13 protein-coding genes are annotated in these 18,616 nt (G+C 63.7%); 6 read left to right on the top strand and 7 right to left on the bottom strand.

Translation table 11 applies throughout. The features are described 5' to 3' along the window. From Q0S71_RS10805 to Q0S71_RS10785, 5 genes are all read right to left on the bottom strand, one after another. Positions 1–550, bottom strand: a 550-nt coding sequence (locus Q0S71_RS10805; protein WP_295994823.1) for an ABC transporter ATP-binding protein, incomplete at its 3' end; no start/stop codon positions are given. A gap of 20 nt (positions 551–570) precedes the next feature. Further along, positions 571–2,544, bottom strand: coding sequence for an ATP-binding cassette domain-containing protein (locus Q0S71_RS10800; RefSeq protein ID WP_295994821.1), 1,974 nt, complete (start codon positions 2,542–2,544; stop codon positions 571–573). A 2-nt stretch (positions 2,545–2,546) separates the two neighbouring features. Next, positions 2,547–3,437 (bottom strand): branched-chain amino acid ABC transporter permease, encoded by an 891-nt coding sequence (locus Q0S71_RS10795; RefSeq protein ID WP_295994819.1) that lies wholly within the window; start codon positions 3,435–3,437, stop codon positions 2,547–2,549. A gap of 95 nt (positions 3,438–3,532) precedes the next feature. Then, positions 3,533–4,690: an ABC transporter substrate-binding protein gene (locus Q0S71_RS10790; RefSeq protein ID WP_295994817.1), complete on the bottom strand. Its 1,158-nt coding sequence runs from the start codon at positions 4,688–4,690 to the stop codon at positions 3,533–3,535. Between the two features lie 252 nt (positions 4,691–4,942). Next, complete coding sequence (locus tag Q0S71_RS10785) at positions 4,943–6,901, bottom strand: bifunctional 2',3'-cyclic-nucleotide 2'-phosphodiesterase/3'-nucleotidase (protein WP_295994830.1); 1,959 nt, start codon at positions 6,899–6,901, stop codon at positions 4,943–4,945. 213 nt (positions 6,902–7,114) lie between these two features. Here Q0S71_RS10785 and prfB point away from each other — a divergent pair. From prfB to Q0S71_RS10765, 4 genes are all read left to right on the top strand, one after another. Next, a protein-coding gene (prfB, locus tag Q0S71_RS10780; protein WP_295994815.1) for a peptide chain release factor 2 occupies positions 7,115–8,219 on the top strand; the annotation gives its coding sequence in 2 pieces (ribosomal slippage) (positions 7,115–7,195 and positions 7,197–8,219; 1,104 coding nt in all). A 14-nt stretch (positions 8,220–8,233) separates the two neighbouring features. Continuing rightward, complete coding sequence (locus tag Q0S71_RS10775) at positions 8,234–8,905, top strand: HAD family phosphatase (RefSeq protein WP_295994812.1); 672 nt, start codon at positions 8,234–8,236, stop codon at positions 8,903–8,905. Between the two features lie 28 nt (positions 8,906–8,933). After that, positions 8,934–10,463 carry a lysine--tRNA ligase gene (gene lysS, locus Q0S71_RS10770; protein ID WP_295994810.1) on the top strand — a complete coding sequence of 510 codons (1,530 nt, stop codon included), beginning with the start codon at positions 8,934–8,936 and terminating at the stop codon, positions 10,461–10,463. A 118-nt stretch (positions 10,464–10,581) separates the two neighbouring features. Further along, complete coding sequence (locus Q0S71_RS10765; protein ID WP_295994806.1) at positions 10,582–10,842, top strand: AbrB/MazE/SpoVT family DNA-binding domain-containing protein; 261 nt, start codon at positions 10,582–10,584, stop codon at positions 10,840–10,842. Between the two features lie 138 nt (positions 10,843–10,980). On the opposite strand, the gene ppnN is transcribed toward Q0S71_RS10765, so the two are convergent. After that, on the bottom strand, positions 10,981–12,351 hold the full coding sequence (gene ppnN, locus Q0S71_RS10760; protein ID WP_295994804.1) for a nucleotide 5'-monophosphate nucleosidase PpnN: 1,371 nt from the start codon (positions 12,349–12,351) through the stop codon (positions 10,981–10,983). Positions 12,352–12,643: 292 nt separating this feature from the next. Here ppnN and Q0S71_RS10755 point away from each other — a divergent pair, with 292 nt between their 5' ends. Next, positions 12,644–14,149 carry a peptide MFS transporter gene (locus Q0S71_RS10755; protein WP_295994801.1) on the top strand — a complete coding sequence of 502 codons (1,506 nt, stop codon included), beginning with the start codon at positions 12,644–12,646 and terminating at the stop codon, positions 14,147–14,149. Positions 14,150–14,230: 81 nt separating this feature from the next. Here Q0S71_RS10755 and glpD read toward each other — a convergent pair whose 3' ends face one another. Continuing rightward, positions 14,231–15,787, bottom strand: coding sequence for a glycerol-3-phosphate dehydrogenase (gene glpD, locus Q0S71_RS10750; protein WP_295994798.1), 1,557 nt, complete (start codon positions 15,785–15,787; stop codon positions 14,231–14,233). A gap of 271 nt (positions 15,788–16,058) precedes the next feature. Between glpD and Q0S71_RS10745 the strand changes: the two genes are divergently transcribed. Further along, positions 16,059–18,374 (top strand): penicillin-binding protein 1A, encoded by a 2,316-nt coding sequence (locus Q0S71_RS10745; RefSeq protein WP_295994825.1) that lies wholly within the window; start codon positions 16,059–16,061, stop codon positions 18,372–18,374. Positions 18,375–18,616: the final 242 nt, after the last annotated feature.

The following is an 18,616-nucleotide window of genomic DNA, read 5'->3' as shown; positions in this document are numbered from 1 at the left end:
GGCGCTGGATGATGCGGAACACTTCCTCCACCAGGATGGGCGCCAGGCCCATCGACGGCTCGTCGAGCAGGATCACTTCCGGGTTGAGCATGACGGCGCGCGCCATCGCCAGCATCTGCTGCTCGCCGCCGGACAGCGTGCCGGCCAGCTGGTGCTGGCGTTCCTTCAAGCGCGGGAACAGCTCCAGCGCCTTTTCCAGGTCATGCTTGATGTCGCCCTTGGGCCGCGCGCGCGTGAAGCGCGGGAAGGCGCCCAGCAGCAGGTTGTCCGTGACCGTCATCGAGGCGAACACGCGCCGCCCCTCCGGCGAATGGGCCAGGCCGGCGCGCGCGATCTGGTGCGAGTCGCAACAGGTGATGTCCTTGCCGCCCAGCGTCACGCTGCCGCTTTTCGGCCTGAGCATGCCGGAGATGGCGCGCATGGTGGTGGTCTTGCCGGCGCCGTTGGAGCCGATCAGCGTCACCAGCGTTCCTTTCGGGACGTCCAGCGAAATGCCGTGCAGGACTTCGACTTTGCCGTAGGCGGCGTGCAGATTGGAGATGGTGAGCATGGCGCGTCCCGGTCCTGGTGTCAGTGATCGGCCAAGGCGGCCGGTGTCGGCGCGGCGGCCGGATGGTCCGCGGCCGCTTCGGCGCCGCCGCCCAGATACGCTTCGATCACCTTCGGATCACCCTGCACCACCGCCGGCGCGCCCTCGGCAATTTTCTGGCCGAAGTCGAGCACCGTCACCACGTCCGACAGCGCCATCACCACGTCCATGTGATGCTCGATCAGGATGATGGTGATGCCATGCTCGCGGATCTTGCGGATGATGGCCATCAGCTCCTTGATGTCGGGCGCCGTCAGGCCGGCCGCCGGCTCATCGAGCAGCAGCAGGCGCGGACTGAGTCCGAGCGCGCGGCCGATTTCCAGCAGCCGCTGTTTGCCGTAGGGGAGATTGCGCGCCTCCTCGCCGGCCAGATCGGCCAGGCCGACGAAGTCGAGGATGCTGGCGGCCCGTTCGCGCGCCGCGCGTTCCTCGCGCCGGTAGCGCGGCGTTTGCAGCATCACGTCGAGCACATTGGACTGGAAGGTGTTGTGCAGGCCGACCAGCACATTCTCGGTGGCCGACATCTCGCCGAACAGCTGCACGTTCTGGAAGGTGCGGGCCACGCCGCCGAGCGCGATCTGCGACGGCGTGCGGCCCGAGATCACGGCGCCCGCGAATTCGACCTTGCCGCCGGTCGGATGGTAGATGCCGGTGAGGACATTCATCATCGTGCTCTTGCCCGAGCCGTTAGGCCCGATCAAGCCATGCACCGTGCCTTGCACCACACTCAGGCTGACCTGGTTCAGCGCCTTCAGGCCGCCGAACTGCATCAGCACATGGTCGACATCGAGCAGCACCGCGCCCGCGCCGCCGCCCTGAACGTGCGCGAACGCCGGCACCCGCGCGCTGGCCAACGGCGCGGCGGCGCGCACGGCGCCTTTGCCGGCAAAGCTCAACACGAATCCGACGATGCCGTCCTGAAGATAATAGACCACGAACAGCGTCATCAAACCGAAGATGGTCAGGCGCCAGTCGACGATGTTCTCCAGCCTGAAGGAAAAGCCGGCCATGCCTATCGTCGCCACCAGCGGCACCAACACGCCGCGCAGCGTCGTGCGTTTTTTGGCCAGCATCAGCGCCGATCCGATCACGCCCAGCACGGCGGCGGCGACGGCGATTTCGCGGAACAGCTCAATGTCGGCCAACAGGCTGGGGAGCATCACCACGATCATCGCGCCGATCAGGGCGCCGGAGCGGGTCTTGCGGCCGCCCATGATGACGGCCAGCAGGAACAATATCGTCAGCTCGAAGTTGTAGGTGTTGGGCGAGATGTACTCCTCCGAATACGCATACAGGCTGCCGGCCAGTCCCGCGAAGCCGGCACTGATGACGAAGGCGTAGACCTTGTAGCGATACACGGACACGCCCATGCAGTCGGACGCGATCGGGCTGTCGCGCAGCGCCTCGAAGGCGCGGCCCAGGTTGGACTTGAGGATGCGGTGCACCACGACCAGCGCCACCACCATCAGCGCCGCCACCATATAGTAGTAACCGACCTCGCCGAGCTTGACGCCGAAGATCGCCGGCTTGGCGATCTTCAGTCCCATCGGACCGTTGGTGAGGAAGTCCATCTCGTTGATCAGGATCTGGATGATGGTGCCGAAGGCCAGCGTGACCATCGCCAGGTACGGGCCGGTGACGCGCAGCGCCGGCAGCGCCAGCACGGCGCCGAACAGCGCCGCGCCGGCCACGCTGGCCGGAATCGCGAGCCAGAACGGCAGGCTCAGTTTCACCACCAGCACGCCGGTCGCGTAGGAGCCGATGCCGAACAGGCCGGCGTGGCCGAGCGACACCTGGCCGGTGTAGCCGACCACGATATCGAGCCCGAACAGCAGGATGGCGTAAATCAGTATCGTCTCGGCCAGGTGGATGTAGTAAGGATTCGGTATCAGCGTCGGATACAGGGCCAGCGCCGCCACGCCCGCCGCGCCGAGAAGGAGCATCTTCTTGTTCATGGTCAGACCTTCTTGATCGCGGTTTTGCCGAACAGGCCGGAGGGCTTGACCGCCAACACCAGCAACAGCAGCACCAGTCCCGGCACCTCTTTGTAGCCGGTCGAAATATAGTAGCCGGTCGCCGTTTCGGCGATGCCCAGTATCAGCCCGCCGACGATGGCGCCGACGCCCGACGTCAGCCCGCCGATGATGGCGACGGCGAAGGCCTTCAATCCCAGCGAGGCGCCCATGGTGGCGCCGGTCAGCGTCAGCGGCGCCACCAGCACGCCGGCGAAGGCCGCCGTCGCAGACGACAGCGCGTACGAAAACGTGATGACGAGCCGTGTGTTGATGCCCATCAGGCCGGCCGCGTCGCGGTCGTTGGCGGTGGCGACGACCGCCTTGCCGTAGATGGAATAGCGGTTGAACAGCTCCACCGCCAGCATCATCGCCAGCGCGCCGACGACGACCGCGATCTGCATCGGCTGCACGTTGGCGCCCAACACCGTCAGGGGCTTGGCGCTGAGCGGCGACGGGAACGTCAGGTCGTCCTTGCCCCAGATATTTTCGGCGACGTTTTTAAAGATGATGGCCAGCGCGATGGTCGACATGATCCAGCCGAATTCGGACTTGATCTTGATGGCCGGCCGCACGCCTATCCATTCGACGAAAGCGCCCTGCAAGGCGCCGAACACGATCACCAGCGGCACCATCAGCAGGTAGCTCATGTAAGGGCCGCCGTGGATGGTGCCAACCAGGCTGAGGCCGACCAGCGCGCCCAGCATCAGCGCCTCGCCCTGGCCGAAGTTCAGCGTGCCGGAAGTGGCGAAGGTCAGCTGGTAGCCGAAGGCGATGACGGCGTAGATCATGCCGAGCGCGATGCCGCTGAAGACGAGTTGAAGAAAAATATCCATGATGGCGTCACCTAACGATCAGTACATGCAAATGAGCGCGCATAAAAAAGCCAGGCTTGACGCGTCAAGGCTGGCCTTATGCGGGCATCGCGGGCTTACTTGGCCAACACCACGCGGCCGTCCCGGACTTCGCCGAACACCGGAATGTCGGCCGTGATGGCCTCGTGGTTGTCCTTGGTGAACGGCTTCGAATAGGTCGTGACGACGCCCTCGATCTTGTCGTTCATGCTTTCCAGCGCGGCGCGCACTTTGGGACCGTCGGTGCTGCCGGCCTGCTTGATGGCGGCCGCCAGCAGGTAGATCGAATCGTAGCCCTGCGCGGCCGACACCGGCGACGGCATGCGGCCGTTGGGCGGGTGGTAGGCCTTGACGTAGGCGTCGATGAAGGCCTTGCGCTTGGGCGTGGTCGGGTCTTCGATGAAGGTCTGCGGCATGCGGGTGCCGTCGCCGTTCTTGCCGGCGTTGTCGATGAAGTTCGCCATCGACAGCGTCCAGCTGCCGATCAGCGGCACCTTCCAGCCCAGTTTTTCCATGCCGTTGGCGATCTGCGCCAGCTCCGGACCGATGCCATAGGTGAGCACCACTTCGGCGCCGGCCTGCTTGGCCTTGAGCAGCTGGGCCGTCATGTCGACGTCCTTCAGATTGTATTTTTCGGTGGCGACGGCCTTGATGCCTTTTTTGTCGAGCGCCTTTTCCAGATCCTCGCGACCGAGCTGGCCGTAGTTGGTGGAGTCGGCCAGGATGGCGACTTTTTTGAAGTGGCGCCGTTCGACGGCCTCCTCGACGATCATGTGCGACTGGATCGAATCGTTGGCGGCGTTGCGGAAGATGTAGTTCTCCGGCTGGTCGGCGAACTGCTTGGTGACGATGGAGCCGGTGGCGACGTTGTCGATGACGGGTATCTTCGCTTCCTGGTAAAAGCGCTGCGAGGCCAGCGCCACGCCGGTGTTGATGAAGCCGACCGTGGCGACGACCTTTTCCTTATTAATCATCTCCTGCGCGATTTGCACGCCACGTTCGTTCTTGGCCTCGTCGTCGCGCTCCACCATTTGCAGCTGGCGTCCCAGCACGCCGCCCTTGGCGTTGATTTCGGCCACGGCCAGCTTGACGCCGTCGCGCATCGACACGCCCATCGGCGCGGAGCCGCCCGTGAACGGACCGGCCACGCCGATCTTGATGGGGTCCGCCGCCATGGACGCCGCCGAAAAGCCGAGCGCCATCCCTGCCACAAGCAATTTCAAAGTGAAATTCATTGTCATCTCCTGTTACGCTGTTTTTATAGTCGTACGCTGGAATCATTGCCCCATCGTTGAAATGATTGTAGGTTACTAAAGTAACAGCAGCAATCAATACGTATGACGCGATGCAGCAGAATCGGCCGTAAGCAAACAGTAAGGAAATAGTCAGCTAAATCAGCTATTTAGACGGACGGCGGGGGAACCGGGCGCAGACCCCGGTGTTAGTTGACCGCGCCCCAAGCGCTTCCGGTGTGATTGGCCGCGCATTTACCTGGACAGGTCGATACCATACAGCGCATACCCCTTGCCGCCACCATCATCGGCCCGCAGCTGCGACACGTTGAGCAAACCGGCCTGCCGCGCCAGCGCCACCATCTCCGGCGCGCTATGGAACACGACCGCGCCCTTCACCGCCACCGGCGCGAAACGCCAACTGCGGCCGGCGCCGTTGGCCGCCCGCGTCAGCCCCTTATGCGCCTGGATATAAGCGATCAGCACATCGCGGTTGTTGTCCGGCGAGGCCAGGATGGTGCGGCCGCCGTCCAGGCCAGGGAAATTCCCGCCGCCGCTGGCGCGAAAATTATTCGTCGCCACCAAAAACTCCTGCGCCGGCGCGACTGCCCGGCCGCGATACGCCAGCCCGACGATGCGCTGCCCGACCGGCCGCGTGACGTCGATCTGGTAGCGCACATCATCGCCGGTCAGCTCGTCGAAATTGAAGCCCGCCACCGCCGTGTTGACCAGCTCCTGCTGCGCGCCGCTGGCCGGGTCGATGCGGTTGAAGCGTTCGGCCGATTTCTCCAGCCACGCCTTCAGTTGCGCGCCGTCGACCTTCACGGCCGACAGCGAATTCGGATACAGGTACAAGTCGGCCGCGTTGTTCAGCGCGACCGGCCCCGCCGGCACATCGGTGTAATCGCCGACACCGGCCGCGCCGGTCTTGAACGGCGACGCCATCGACAATACGGGTAGCTGCGCGTATTGCGGCAGATTGGTCTTCACATAGTCGGCCAGATACGCGGCCTGCGCCTGGTTCACCAGCTGCACGGCGCTGACGTCGCCGACGTCGGAAAAATAGGCCGACATGCGGAAATCGCTGGAGCCCAACGGCTGTCTCACATAGGATATCGTCGCCGCGTGTTCGGCGGCGATCAGCTTCGCGATGGCCGGATCGGCGTCGACGACGCTGCGGTCGGCGTTCTGGATGGCGCGCGCCTCGACCGTCGTCGCGGCCTTGTCGACGCTCCACGCGGCGCCGTCGAAGCGCAGCCGCAGCCCGATCACGCCGAGGTTCTTACCCCACAGTCCCGCCATCACGGTCGGCACGCCGTTGACGGTGCCGCGCACCTTGTCGACGCCGGGCAGATTGAATTGCGGCGCCGTGCCGGCCGCGTTCGGGAACACCTGGTGCGCATGGCCGATCAGCAGCGCGTCGATGCCGGCCACCTGCGCCAGATAATAACTGCCGTTTTCCATCGCCGGCGAATACGGCGCCGCATCGAGGCCGCCGTGCGACAGCGCGACGATGACGTCGGCGCCCTCCGCGCGCATCCGCGGGATGAATTTCTGCGCCGTCTCGCGCCAGCCTTCGGTATAGATTTTCCCGTCCAGCCAGCGCTTGTCCCACGCCAGGATCACCGGCGGCGCGAAGCCGATGATGCCGACCCTGATCGTCGCCGTCAGCGGCCGGCCATCGGGCCCGGTGGCGCTGACGGTCTTGGCGATGATGCGGTAGGGCGCGAACAGCGGCTGGCGCGTCCTGCTGCTGTAGACGTTGGCCAGCACCAGCGGGAACGCGGGGCCGGCGCAGCGCGGTGTCGCCGCCGGCACGCCGTCGACGTCGAAATGGCTGCCGGTGACCTGGTTCAGGTACGGCAGGCCGTAGCTGAATTCATGGTTGCCGATGCCGCCACCGTCGTAGCCCAGCGTGTCCATGGTTTTGTAGATGGCCAGCTTGTCGCCGCATGGCAGCGGCGCGGCCAGCGCCTGGTAATCCGCCAGCGCCGTGCCCTGGATGGTGTCGCCGTCGTCCAGCAGCACCGTGTTGGCGTACTGCGCGCGGGCCTGGCCGATCAGCGTGGCGACGCGGTCGAAGCCGAAGGAGCTGTCGGCGCGCAGCTTGTAGTAGTCGTAGCCGATCACGTTGGCGTGCAGGTCGGTGGTTTCCAGCAGCGCCAGCGTGACCCGGCTGCCGGCCGGCGGCGCTGTCGGCAGCTTCGGCACCATCGGGGCGCACGCCGGCAGGCACAAAAAAATCGCAAACGGCAAGGCAGAACGGCGCATGAGGTATCCCGGTGGCTTCTAAAATCGACAACGATGTCGCCGCCATAATACGCAGCGGCCCGGCCGTCATCAAGCGTTACACAGAAACGGTCCCGGAACGGCGCGGCGCTAGCGTATAATCCAGGGTTGATTTCAGCCCTAGAAAAGATAAAAGCCATGGAAGCCGAACGCATTAACGCCCTCTCCGCCCTGCTCGCCGATCTCACGACGCGCGAAGCCGAACTTCGGAGGTATCTTTGACTTCGATACCAAGTCAGAGAAACTCGAACAAGTTAACGAAGAATTAGAAGATCCGACCGTCTGGGACGATCCGAAAAAAGCCCAGGACCTCGGTAAGGAAAAGAAGTCGCTGGAGACCATCGTCTTCTCGCTGACCAAGGCCGACGCCGACCTGCGCGACATGAACGACCTGTTCGCGATGGCCAAGGAAGAAGGCGACGACGACACGCTCGAAGCGGTCATCGCCGACACCGACGAGATTAAGAAGGTCATCGAAGGCATGGAGTTCCGCCGGATGTTCAACAATCCGATGGATCCGAACAACTGCTTCATCGACATCCAGGCCGGCGCCGGCGGCACCGAAGCCCAGGACTGGGCCTCGATGCTGCTGCGCCAGTACCTGCGCTATTGCGAACGCAAAGGCTTCAAGGTTGAGATCATGGAGCAGTCCGACGGTGAGGTGGCCGGCATCAAGACCGCCACGCTAAAGGTCGAGGGCGACCACGCCTACGGCTACCTGCGCACCGAGACCGGGGTCCACCGCCTGGTGCGCAAGTCGCCGTTCGACAGCGCCAACGGCCGCCACACCTCGTTCACGTCGCTGTTCGTGTATCCGGAAGTCGATGACTCGATCGACATCGAAGTCAATCCGGCCGACCTGCGCGTCGATACCTACCGCGCCTCCGGCGCCGGCGGTCAGCACATCAACAAGACCGATTCGGCCGTGCGTCTGACGCACATGCCGTCCGGGATCGTGGTGCAGTGCCAGAACGACCGTTCGCAGCACCGCAACCGCGCCGAGGCGATGGAAATGCTGAAGGCCAAGCTGTACGAGATGGAGCTGCGCAAGCGCATGAGCGAGCAGCAGAAGCTGGAAGACTCGAAGACCGATGTGGGCTGGGGCCACCAGATCCGCTCCTACGTGCTCGATCAGTCGCGCATCAAGGATTTGCGGACCAACTTCGAAACCGGCAACACCAAGGGCGTGCTCGATGGCGACCTCGATGACTTCATTTCGGCCTCGCTCAAGCAAGGCGTTTAAGGATGCATACCACGATGGCACAGCGCGCATTCATCTTCGACATGGACGGCACGATCGTCGACAATATGGACTTCCACACCAGGTCGTGGATCACGTTCTTCGAGCGGCGCGGCCATGCCATCGAGCCCGATGCCTTCTTTCGCGACACCGCCGGCCGCCAGGGCCATGAAATCATGCGCACCTACATCGGCGACCATTTGAGCAAGGAAGAAAACGCCCTGCTCAACGCCGAGAAGGAAGAGCTGTACCGCGAGCTGTACGCGCCGCACCTGGCGACGGTGCCGGGCTTCGAGCAGTTCATCGCCCGCGCCAAAAGCGCCGGCGTGAAGCTGGCCGTGGCCACCGCCGCGCCGCCCGAGAACATCGACTTCACGCTCGATGGCCTCGGCCTGCGCAGCCGGTTCGACGCCATCGCCGGCGCCGCCGATGTCGCGCGCGGCAAGCCGAATCCGGACGTGTTCCTGCTGGCCGGCCAGCGTTGCGGCGCCCTGCCGGCCGACAGCATCGTCTTCGAAGACGCGCCGCTGGGCGTGGAAGCGGCACGCCGCGCCGGCATGCGCGCCGTGGTGCTGACCACGACGCTGCCGGCCGAGGCCTTCGCCGAATTCGACAACGTGATCCGCATCGCCCGCGACTTCAGCGAACTCGATATCGACGCGCTGTTCGCCACCGCGATCGCACAATAAATCATCACCCATAACCAAGATACAGACCATGACTACGGATCTTCAAGAACAAGCAGCGCCGCTCGACGAAAACAAAATCATCGCCGAGCGCCGCGCCAAACTGGCCGTATTGCGCAGCGAAGGCATCGCCTTCCCGAACGACTTCAAGCCGCAGCACAAGGCGGCCGACCTGCACGCGCAATACGCTGCGAAGACCCGCGAAGAACTCGAAGCCGATGCCGTCACCGTGGTGCTGGCCGGGCGCATGATGCTCAAACGCGAAGCCGGCAAAAAAGCCGCCTTCGCCACCTTGCAGGACGCGTCCGGCCCCAAGGCCGACGGCCGCATCCAGATCTACGCCACGCTGGACCTGACCGGCGAAGCCGCGATGGCCGCGCTGCACCACTACGACCTGGGCGACATCCTCGGCGTGACCGGCACGCTGTTCAAGACCAAGACCGATGAACTGACCATCAAGGTCAGCGAACTGCGCTTGATTACCAAGTCGCTGCGGCCGCTGCCGGACAAGTTCCACGGCCTGGCCGACCAGGAGACCAAGTACCGCCAGCGCTACGTCGACCTTATCATGAACGAGGAGACGCGCCGCACCTTCAAGGCCCGCACTGCCGCCATCTCGTCGATGCGCCGCTTCATGGAAAAGAACGAATTCATGGAAGTGGAAACGCCGATGCTGCACGCCATTCCGGGCGGCGCCGCGGCCAAGCCCTTCATCACGCACCACAACGCGCTCGACATGCAGATGTATCTGCGCATCGCGCCGGAGCTGTACCTGAAGCGCCTGGTGGTCGGCGGCTTCGACCGCGTGTTCGAGATCAACCGCAACTTCCGCAACGAAGGCGTGTCGGTTCGTCACAACCCCGAATTCACGATGATGGAATTCTATGCGGCCTATACCGATTACCGCTGGCTGATGGACTTCACCGAAGCGATCATCCGCCAGGCCGCCGTCGACGCCCACGGCACCGCGACGCTGACCTACGGCGGCCGCGAGCTCGATCTGGCCAAGCCCTTCCACCGCCTGACCATCGTCGAAGCGATCAACAAGTACGCGCCGGGCTACACCGCCGAGCAGCTGACGGATGCTGAATTCATCAAGGCCGAACTGCTGAAGTTCGGCGTCAAGCCGTTCGCCACCGCCGGCCTGGGCGCGCTGCAACTGGCGCTGTTCGAGGAAACGGCCGAAGCGCAGCTGTGGGAGCCGACCTACATCATCGACTACCCGGTGGAAGTGTCGCCGCTGGCGCGCGCCTCCGATACGGTGCCGGGCATCACCGAGCGCTTCGAGCTATTCATGGTCGGCCGCGAAATCGCCAACGGCTTCTCCGAATTGAACGACGCGGAAGACCAGTCGGCGCGCTTCCTGGCGCAGGTCGCCGCCAAGGACGCCGGCGATGAGGAGGCGATGTTCTACGACGCCGACTACATCCGCGCGCTCGAATACGGCATGCCGCCGGCCGGCGGCTGCGGCATCGGCATCGACCGCCTGATGATGATCATCACCGACTCGCCGAACATCCGCGACGTGCTGCTGTTCCCGCACCTACGCCGCGAAGACTGATCGTCCGCGCCCAATAAAAAGCCGCTCAGCCTTAAAACTGAGCGGCTTTTTTGCCGATCCGCCGCGTGGCTTGTCCATCAAATTGAAATATACTGCGGTATATGCCAAGGAGGTCGACATGAGCCAGGTCGCAAAACTCTTTATCGATGGGCGCAGCCAGGCGGTGCGCCTGCCGGAAGCCTATCGCTTCGACACCAAAGAAGTATTTATCCGACAAGATCCCGAGACCGGCGACGTGATCCTGTCGCGCCGCCCCGATACCTGGGACGACTTTTTCGCGGCGCTGAAACAGGCCAAGGTGGCGGCCGATTTTTTCGGTCCCGAAGAGCGTCTGCAAGACACACTAGAACGCGATCCCTTTGATGGATGGCGCGAATGACCTTGCGCATGCTCGACACCAACTCGGTGAGCTATCTGATCAAGGACCTGATCACGAGTGACCATGCCTTCAATCAGGTGCCGAAGCTACGGCTTGAAGATTGGACCGTTTAAATAAAAAAGGGCCGCAGCCCTTTTTTTACTGCACCACGCGATAGCACGGCGTGTACTGCTTCCCCGCCAGCTTCATGCGATGCTGGGCGACGAAGGACGCCAGCAGCGCATCCATCGGCCCCATGATCGAGGCGTCGCCGTGGATCTCGAAGTGGCCGTGCTTTTCAATCGCGCGTATGCCTTCGTCCTTGACGTTCCCCGCCACCACGCCGGAAAACGCGCGCCGCAGATTCGCGGCCAGCATGTGCACTTCCTGGTTCTTGTGCAGTTTCAGGTTGCGCATGTTCTCATGCGTCGGCGCGAACGGCTTCTGGAATTCCTGGTCGATCTTCAGCAGCCAGTTGTAATAGTAGGCGTCGCTGCGCGACTTGCGGAACTCGCGCACCTGCTTGATCCCGGCCTGCATTTCGCGCGCCACCAGTTCCGGATCGTCGACGATGATCTTGTAGCGCTGCTGCGCTTCCGGTCCCAGCGTGGCGGCGATGAACTGGTTGATCTTCACAAAATATTCGCGCGACGTTTCCGGTCCGGTGAACACCAGCGGGAACGGGATGTCGGCGTTATCGGGATGGAGCAGGATACCGAGGATGTACAGTATCTCCTCGGCCGTGCCGGCGCCGCCGGGGAAGACGACGATGCCGTGACCGGTGCGCACGAACGCTTCGAGGCGCTTTTCGATATCGGGCATGATGACCAGGTCGTTGACGATGGGGTTGGGCGACTCGGCCGCGATGATGCCCGGCTCGGAGATGCCGAGATAACGCCCGTCCTGCATGCGCTGCTTGGCGTGGCCGATGGTGGCGCCCTTCATCGGGCCCTTCATCGCTCCCGGTCCGCAGCCGGTGCAGATATCGAGGCCGCGCAAGCCCATTTGGTAGCCGACTTCCTTCGAGTAGTTGTACTCGGCGCGGTTGATCGAGTGGCCACCCCAGCATACGACCAGGTTCGGGTTCAACATCGGCTTGAGCACATTGGCGTTGCGCAGGATGTGGAACACGGCGTCGGTGATGCCTTCCGTGCTGTCCATGTCGAACTTCGGATTGTCGGTGACTTCATTGCTGACGAAGATAATATCGCGCAGCACCGCGAACAGGTGCTCGTGTATGCCCTTGATCATTTTGCCGTCGACGAAGGCGATCGCCGGCGCGCCCTTGATATCGAGCTTGATGCCGCGCTCGCGCTGCACAATGCTGATCTCGAACGACTGGTAGCGCTCGAGCAGCTCCTTGCCGTCGTCGATGGTGCTGCCGCAATTGAGCACGGCCAGCGCGCAGTTGCGGAAAATTTTATAGAGGCCGCCATGGCTGGTATCGAGCAGCTTGTTCACTTCCGCCTTGGACAATACCTCCAGCTGTCCATCGGGCGAAATCAGGGTATCGACAACGTCAAGTTCCATGATGCGTAAGTCCTTTTCAGATTCATCTATCTATATGCCTGCCATGCCAATATACGACAACTGGGCCCCTTTGTGGCCGGAGAATGCAGAATCGCCCGGCTGCGGCGCATTGGCACAAATGACACACTATCGCCGCGGCCCCGCCAAAAGATGCGTGGGGACCGTTTTGTAGATTAAAATGCGCTCCTATCAGGATTCCAGCCGGCGGCGATGGCGCTCGGGCACGAGCGCGCCGCACGGCGGAGTCCTGTCATTTTTTTCGTCGACCATAAAAATTTTTAGGAGAAACCGCATGAGCGGTGCTACCACCCGGAACGCAGAAGTCGCAATCCCCGAGTTCAAGCAGATCATGGGGCATCCGGCCCCGCTGTGGATGTTGTTCATGACCGAATTCTGGGAGCGCTTCGCTTTCTACGGCATACGCTGGGCGCTGGTGCTCTACATCGTGGCCCAGTTCTTCGACGGGAACGCCGCCGGCGAATCGGCCGCCAACCTGACCTACGGTTCCTATCTGGCGGTGGTGTACGCGGCGGCGCTGTTCGGCGGCTACGTGGCCGACCGCGTGATCGGCTACCAGCGCTCGATCCTGATCGGCGCCGCCTTCATGGCGGCCGGCCTGTTCATGATCGCGCTGCCGGACGAGCATATCTTCAAGCTCGGACTGTCCACCATCATCATCGGCAACGGCATGCTCAAGCCGAACATCTCGACCATGGTCGGCAAGCTGTATGCGTTGTCGGACACGCGCCGCGACAGCGGCTTCACCATTTTCTACATGGGCATCAACGCCGGCGCCTTCGTCGCCCCCATCCTGACCGAATGGCTGGCCAGTAAAATCTTCGGCACCAACGCCATGCCCGCCTATAAGGTGGTGTTCATTTCGGCCGGCGTCGGCATGCTGATCAGCCTCGTATGGTTCGCCATCGGCCGCCGCGGCCTCAAAGGCATAGGCGCTCCGGCGCCGGAAGCGCAAAGCCCGATGCGCATCGTCTACGTCGCCGTCGGCGCGCTGTGCGTGATCCCGGTCGCCTACGCGCTGCTGGCGGCCGGTGCCAGCAGCCTGCAAGGCGTGCTGTCGGTGCTGTTCATCGGCCTGTCCGTGATGCTGCTGGTCGAAGGCATCCGCAACGGCAAGGTCGCGCGCGACAAGGTCATCGCCATGCTGCTGATCTTCTTCTTCAATATCATGTTCTGGATGTTCTTCGAGCAGGCCGGCAGCTCGTTCACCTTCCTGGCCGATAAAATCGTCGACCGCCAGATGTTCGGCTGGGAGTTCCCGAACGCCTACTTCCAGAGCGTGAACTCGATCGCCATCATCACGCTGGCGCCTATCATCGCCTTCATCTGGGTGGCCATGGGCCGCAAGAACATCAACCCTTCGATCTCGCGCAAGTTCGGTCTGGGCCTGATCTTCAACGCGCTCGCCTTCGGCCTGCTGATGTACGCGCTGTCCGACCTGGTCGACGCCAACAACAAGATCCCGTTCTGGACCCTGTTCATGGTCTACGTGATCCAGTCGGTGGGCGAGTTGTGCCTGTCGCCGATCGGCCTGTCGATGGTGACCAAGCTGGCGCCCACGCGCCTGGTCGGCCTGGGCATGGGCGGCTGGTTCCTGTCCACCGGCATCGGCAACAACCTGTCGGGCATCTTCGCCAGTTTCGTCAGCGGCAGCGAAGGCATGTCGGTGCACTCGGCGCTGCACGGCTACACGCTGGGCTTCGCGGCGCTGATGGCGGGCGGCGTGATCCTGTTCCTGATCGCACCGCTGATTAATAAGCTGATGCACGGCGTGAAGTAAGCTTATCGTCCGCTGCAAGGAAAACGGCGACCCGCGTGGTCGCCGTTTTCACATCCGCGCTTGTTCATCCGCGCCTCTGGCTTACGCCGCCGACGCCTGCTCGCGCGCCCGCGCGTTGACGGCGTCGAACCAGGCTTGCACCTTGTCGGCCGCATCGGCCGGCAGGTGCAGGCCCAGTTTGGAGCGCCGCCACAACACATCCTGCGGCGTGCGCGCCCACTCGTAGCGGCGCAGGTATTCGAGTTCGGCGCAGAACAGGCCGGGCGCGATTTCCTCCCCCATGTCGGCCAGCGTGTGGCGCCGGTCGAGCAGCGTATGGAGCCGCGTGCCGTAAGCGCGGGCGTAGCGCGCCACCAGCTGCGGCGCCAGCCACGTGTAGTTCAGCTGCACGGCGATCACCCACTGTTCATATTCGCGCACCGAGCGGTTTTGCGGCTCGGCGCCATACAGGTCGCCTCCCGGCAGGCAGGCGTGTTCGGTCCAGTGGCCGTGGCGGTTGCCCAGTTCCTTGGCGATGGTATCGACCGCTTCCTCGGCCAGCTTGCGGAAGGTGGTGATTTTTCCGCCGAAGACGCTGAGCACCGGCGCGCCGGCGTGGTCGACTTCGAGCCGGTAGTCGCGCGTGACGGCCTTGGCGTCGGCCGCCGCGTCTTCGACCAGCGGCCGCACGCCGGCGTAGCTCCACACCACGTCGGCCGGCGTCACCGGCTTGACGAAGTAGTGGCTCGCCAGCCCGCACAGGTAGTCGATTTCGGCGGCGTCGATGGCGACCTGATTGCGGTCGCCGTGGTAATCGAGGTCGGTGGTGCCGATCAGCGTGAAGTCGCGCTCATAGGGAATGGCGAACACGATGCGGCCGTCCGGATGCTGGAAGATGTAGGCGTGGTCGTGGTCGAAGATGCGCTTGACGACGATGTGGCTGCCCTTGATGAGCCGCAGGTGCCGGCCCTCGCCTTTCGGCGCGACGCTGTGCAGGAAGTCGGCGGTCCACGGTCCGGCGGCGTTGACCAGGTAGCGCGCGTTGACGCGGATCTCGCCGCAGCCCGGCTTGTGCAGCGACGCCTGCCAGCCGCCGGCCTGGCGCTGCACCGCGTTGCAGACGGTCTGCGTCAAAATGGTGGCGCCTTTTTCGGCGGCGTCGATCGCGTTGAGCACCACCAGGCGCGCGTCGTCGACCCAGCCGTCGGAGTAGACGAAGCCGCGCGTGTAGGCCGGCTTCAGGGGCCGCCCCGCCGCGTGGCCGCGCAGGTTGATGCCGGCCGACGCGGGCAGCAGTTCGCGCCGCGCCAGCAGGTCGTACAGCAGCAGGCCGGCGCGTATCATCCAGGCCGGGCGCTGGCCCTGCGCGTGCGGCATCACGAAGCGCAAGGGCCACATGATGTGCGGCGCGCAGCGCAGCAGCACCTCGCGCTCGACCAGCGCCTTGCGCACCAGGTTGAATTCGTAGTATTCGAGGTAACGCAGGCCACCGTGTATCAGCTTGGTCGACGCCGACGACGTGTGCGCCGCCAGATCGTCCTTCTCGCATAACACCACCGATAGCCCGCGGCCGGCCGCGTCGCGCGCGATACCGGCGCCATTGATGCCCCCTCCCACCACCAGGACATCGCAATCGATACAGTGCTGCGGCTCCGTCATTTCATCCCCATGAAAGCTATACGATCGGTTATATGGATAAAGTACGTCAAAAGACCTTTAGAGAACAACAACTAATGTAAACTATTTTGAGGCCGGCCACGCGCCGCGCCGCGTTTCCACGCTTTTCCAGGCGCGCAATTGGCCGGCCCGGATTTTTCGATGGCCTATCGATGGTCTATAATTCGACCACCTTGCAACCGTGAGATCCGTCTTGACTGCCTCCTCCCCGAATTCCTCCCCTTGGTTCAACCGCCGTAACATCATCATCGGCCTGAGTGTCGCCGGCGCCGGCGTGGTGCTGGGCGGCGCGCTGATCGCCGGCTACCTGCTGCTGGTGATCGCGCCCAAGCTGCCCTCGCTCGACGTCATCACCGACTACCGGCCCAAGCTCCCGCTGCGCATCTACACGGCCGACAAGGTGCTGATCGGCGAATTCGGCGAGGAGCACCGCGACTTCGTGCCGATCAAGGATATGCCGGAGATGATGAAGAAGGCGCTGCTGGCGATCGAGGACTCGCGCTTCTACGAGCACCACGGCATCGACTGGATACGCGCGCTCGGCGCGGCGCGCTCGAATCTGCGCGGCGGCTTCCGCCAGGGCGGCTCGACGATCACGATGCAAGTGGCGCGCAATTTCTTCCTGACGCGCGACAAGGTCCTCGGACGCAAGCTCAATGAAGTCATGCTGGCCTATAAAATCGAGGCGGCGCTGAACAAGGAGCAGATCCTCGAACTGTATATGAACCAGATTTATCTGGGCCAGCGCTCGTTCGGTTTCGGCAGCGCGGCCCAGGTCTACTTCGGCAAATCGATCAAGGACTTGAGCATCGCCGAAATGGCCATGCTGGCCGGCCTGCCGCAAAATCCGGCGCACCACAATCCGGTGTCCAATCCCAAGCGCGCCAAACAACGCCAGCAAGTGGTGCTGAAGCGCCTGCGCGAACTCGATTACATCACCGAAGCCCAGTACCAGAAGGCGCTGCACGAGCCGCTACGCGTCAGCGTGCGCGGACAGGAGTTCGACACCCACGCCGAATACGTGGCGGAGCTGGCGCGCCAGGCCGTCTACACGGAATTCAAGGACGACTCGTACACCAAGGGCATCAGCGTCTACACCACCATCCTCAAGGCCGACCAGGATGCGGCCTACGAATCGGTGCGCCGCAATGTGCTCGCTTACGACCAGCGCCACGGCTACCGCGGACCGGAGGCCTATATCGACTTGCCGGCCGACGCCGACGAGCGCGAGGACGCCATCGACGAGGCGCTGCAAAAGCGTCCGGGCAGCGACCGGCTGATTCCGGCCGTGGTGCTGGAGGTCGGCGCCAAATCCGTCAAAGTGGAAACGGCGAGCGGCGAGGAAATCACCATCGGCGGCGACGGTTTGAACCTGGCGAAAGCGGCGCTGTCGCCTGGCGCCAAGGAAGGCATAGGCCTGCGTCCGGGCGCCGTCGTGCGCATCCTGCAAGGCGAGAAAAACAGCTGGTCGATTTCCCAGGTGCCGCAGGTGGCGGCGGCCTTCGTGTCCATCGACGATGTCACCGGCGCGTATCACGCGCTGGTCGGCGGCTTCGATTTCAATTTGCAAAAGTTCAACCACGTGACGCAGGCGTGGCGTCAGCCCGGCTCCTCGATCAAGCCCTTCATTTATTCGTCGGCGCTGGAAAAAGGCTTTTCGCCGGCCACCGTCATCAACGACGCGCCGCTGCACATGAGCGGCGCCGAAACCGGCAACGAAGACTGGTCGCCGCAAAACGACGATGGCGTCTTCGACGGTCCGATCACGATGCGCACGGCGCTGGCGAAATCGAAGAACGTAGCGTCGGTGCGCATCCTGCGCGCCATCACGGTGCCGTATGCGCACAACTATCTGGCGAAATTCGGCTTCGATATCGCCAAGCAGCCGAAGAACTACACCATGGCGCTCGGCACCGGCTCGGTCACGCCGCTGCAAATGGCCGGCGCGTACGCGGTGTTCGCCAACGGCGGCTATGCGGTGCAGCCCTATCTGATCGCCAAGGTGGTCGACGGCACCGGCAAGGTGCTGTCGGAGGCCAGGCCGGCGCAGGCGCTCGATGAAAGCGCGCGCGTCATCGATGTGCGCAACGCCTTCGTCACCCACGGCATGCTGCAGGAAGTGGTACGCAGCGGCACCGGTGCGGCCGCCACCAAGCAGCTGGGCCGCAGCGACATCGCCGGCAAGACCGGCACCACCAGCGATGCCGTCGACGGCTGGTTCGCCGGCTACGGCGGCGGCATCGTGGCGATATCGTGGATGGGCTTCGACGATCCGAAATCGCTGGGCGGGCGCGAATTCGGCGCCACGGTGGCGATGCCGATCTGGATCGACTACATGCGGGTGGCGCTGGCCAGGCGCCCGCCGGTCGAGCGCGCGGTACCGACAGGGTTGACGCAGTTGAACGGCGAGTGGCTGTACGATGAGTTCATGGGCGACGCCGCCGTGCACTCGCTCGACCTGGACGACGAGGCCAAGCAGCCCGAGGGCGCCGAGCCGCCGGCGCAGCCCGCGCCGGCGCCGACGCCGACGCCGGGAGCGACGAACGTGGCGCCGCAGCCGGTTAATTGATCTGGGCCGCCGCGTTGAGCTGAGCCGCCGCGTTCACGGTATCAGTGGACGTAGCGGGCGATGAAGTAGATGCCGCCGAAGGAGGGAGTGTCAGGATTTTTGTGTGTCCGAAGTCATCTAGCTAATTTCAATGCTTCGTTACAGGTGCGCCGTAAAGCGCTCGGCGAACAGAATGGCGAATTGGTTTTTCGCGGCACGCCAAGTGATGGCTGGCATTTTCCAATTTTTCGCGATGTTGCGCA

Source organism: Rugamonas sp., from assembly GCF_025354735.1.
Taxonomy (GTDB): domain Bacteria; phylum Pseudomonadota; class Gammaproteobacteria; order Burkholderiales; family Burkholderiaceae_D; genus Rugamonas.
The sequence above is the reverse complement of the archived record's forward strand: the minus strand, read 5'-3'. Positions and strand labels throughout refer to the sequence as shown.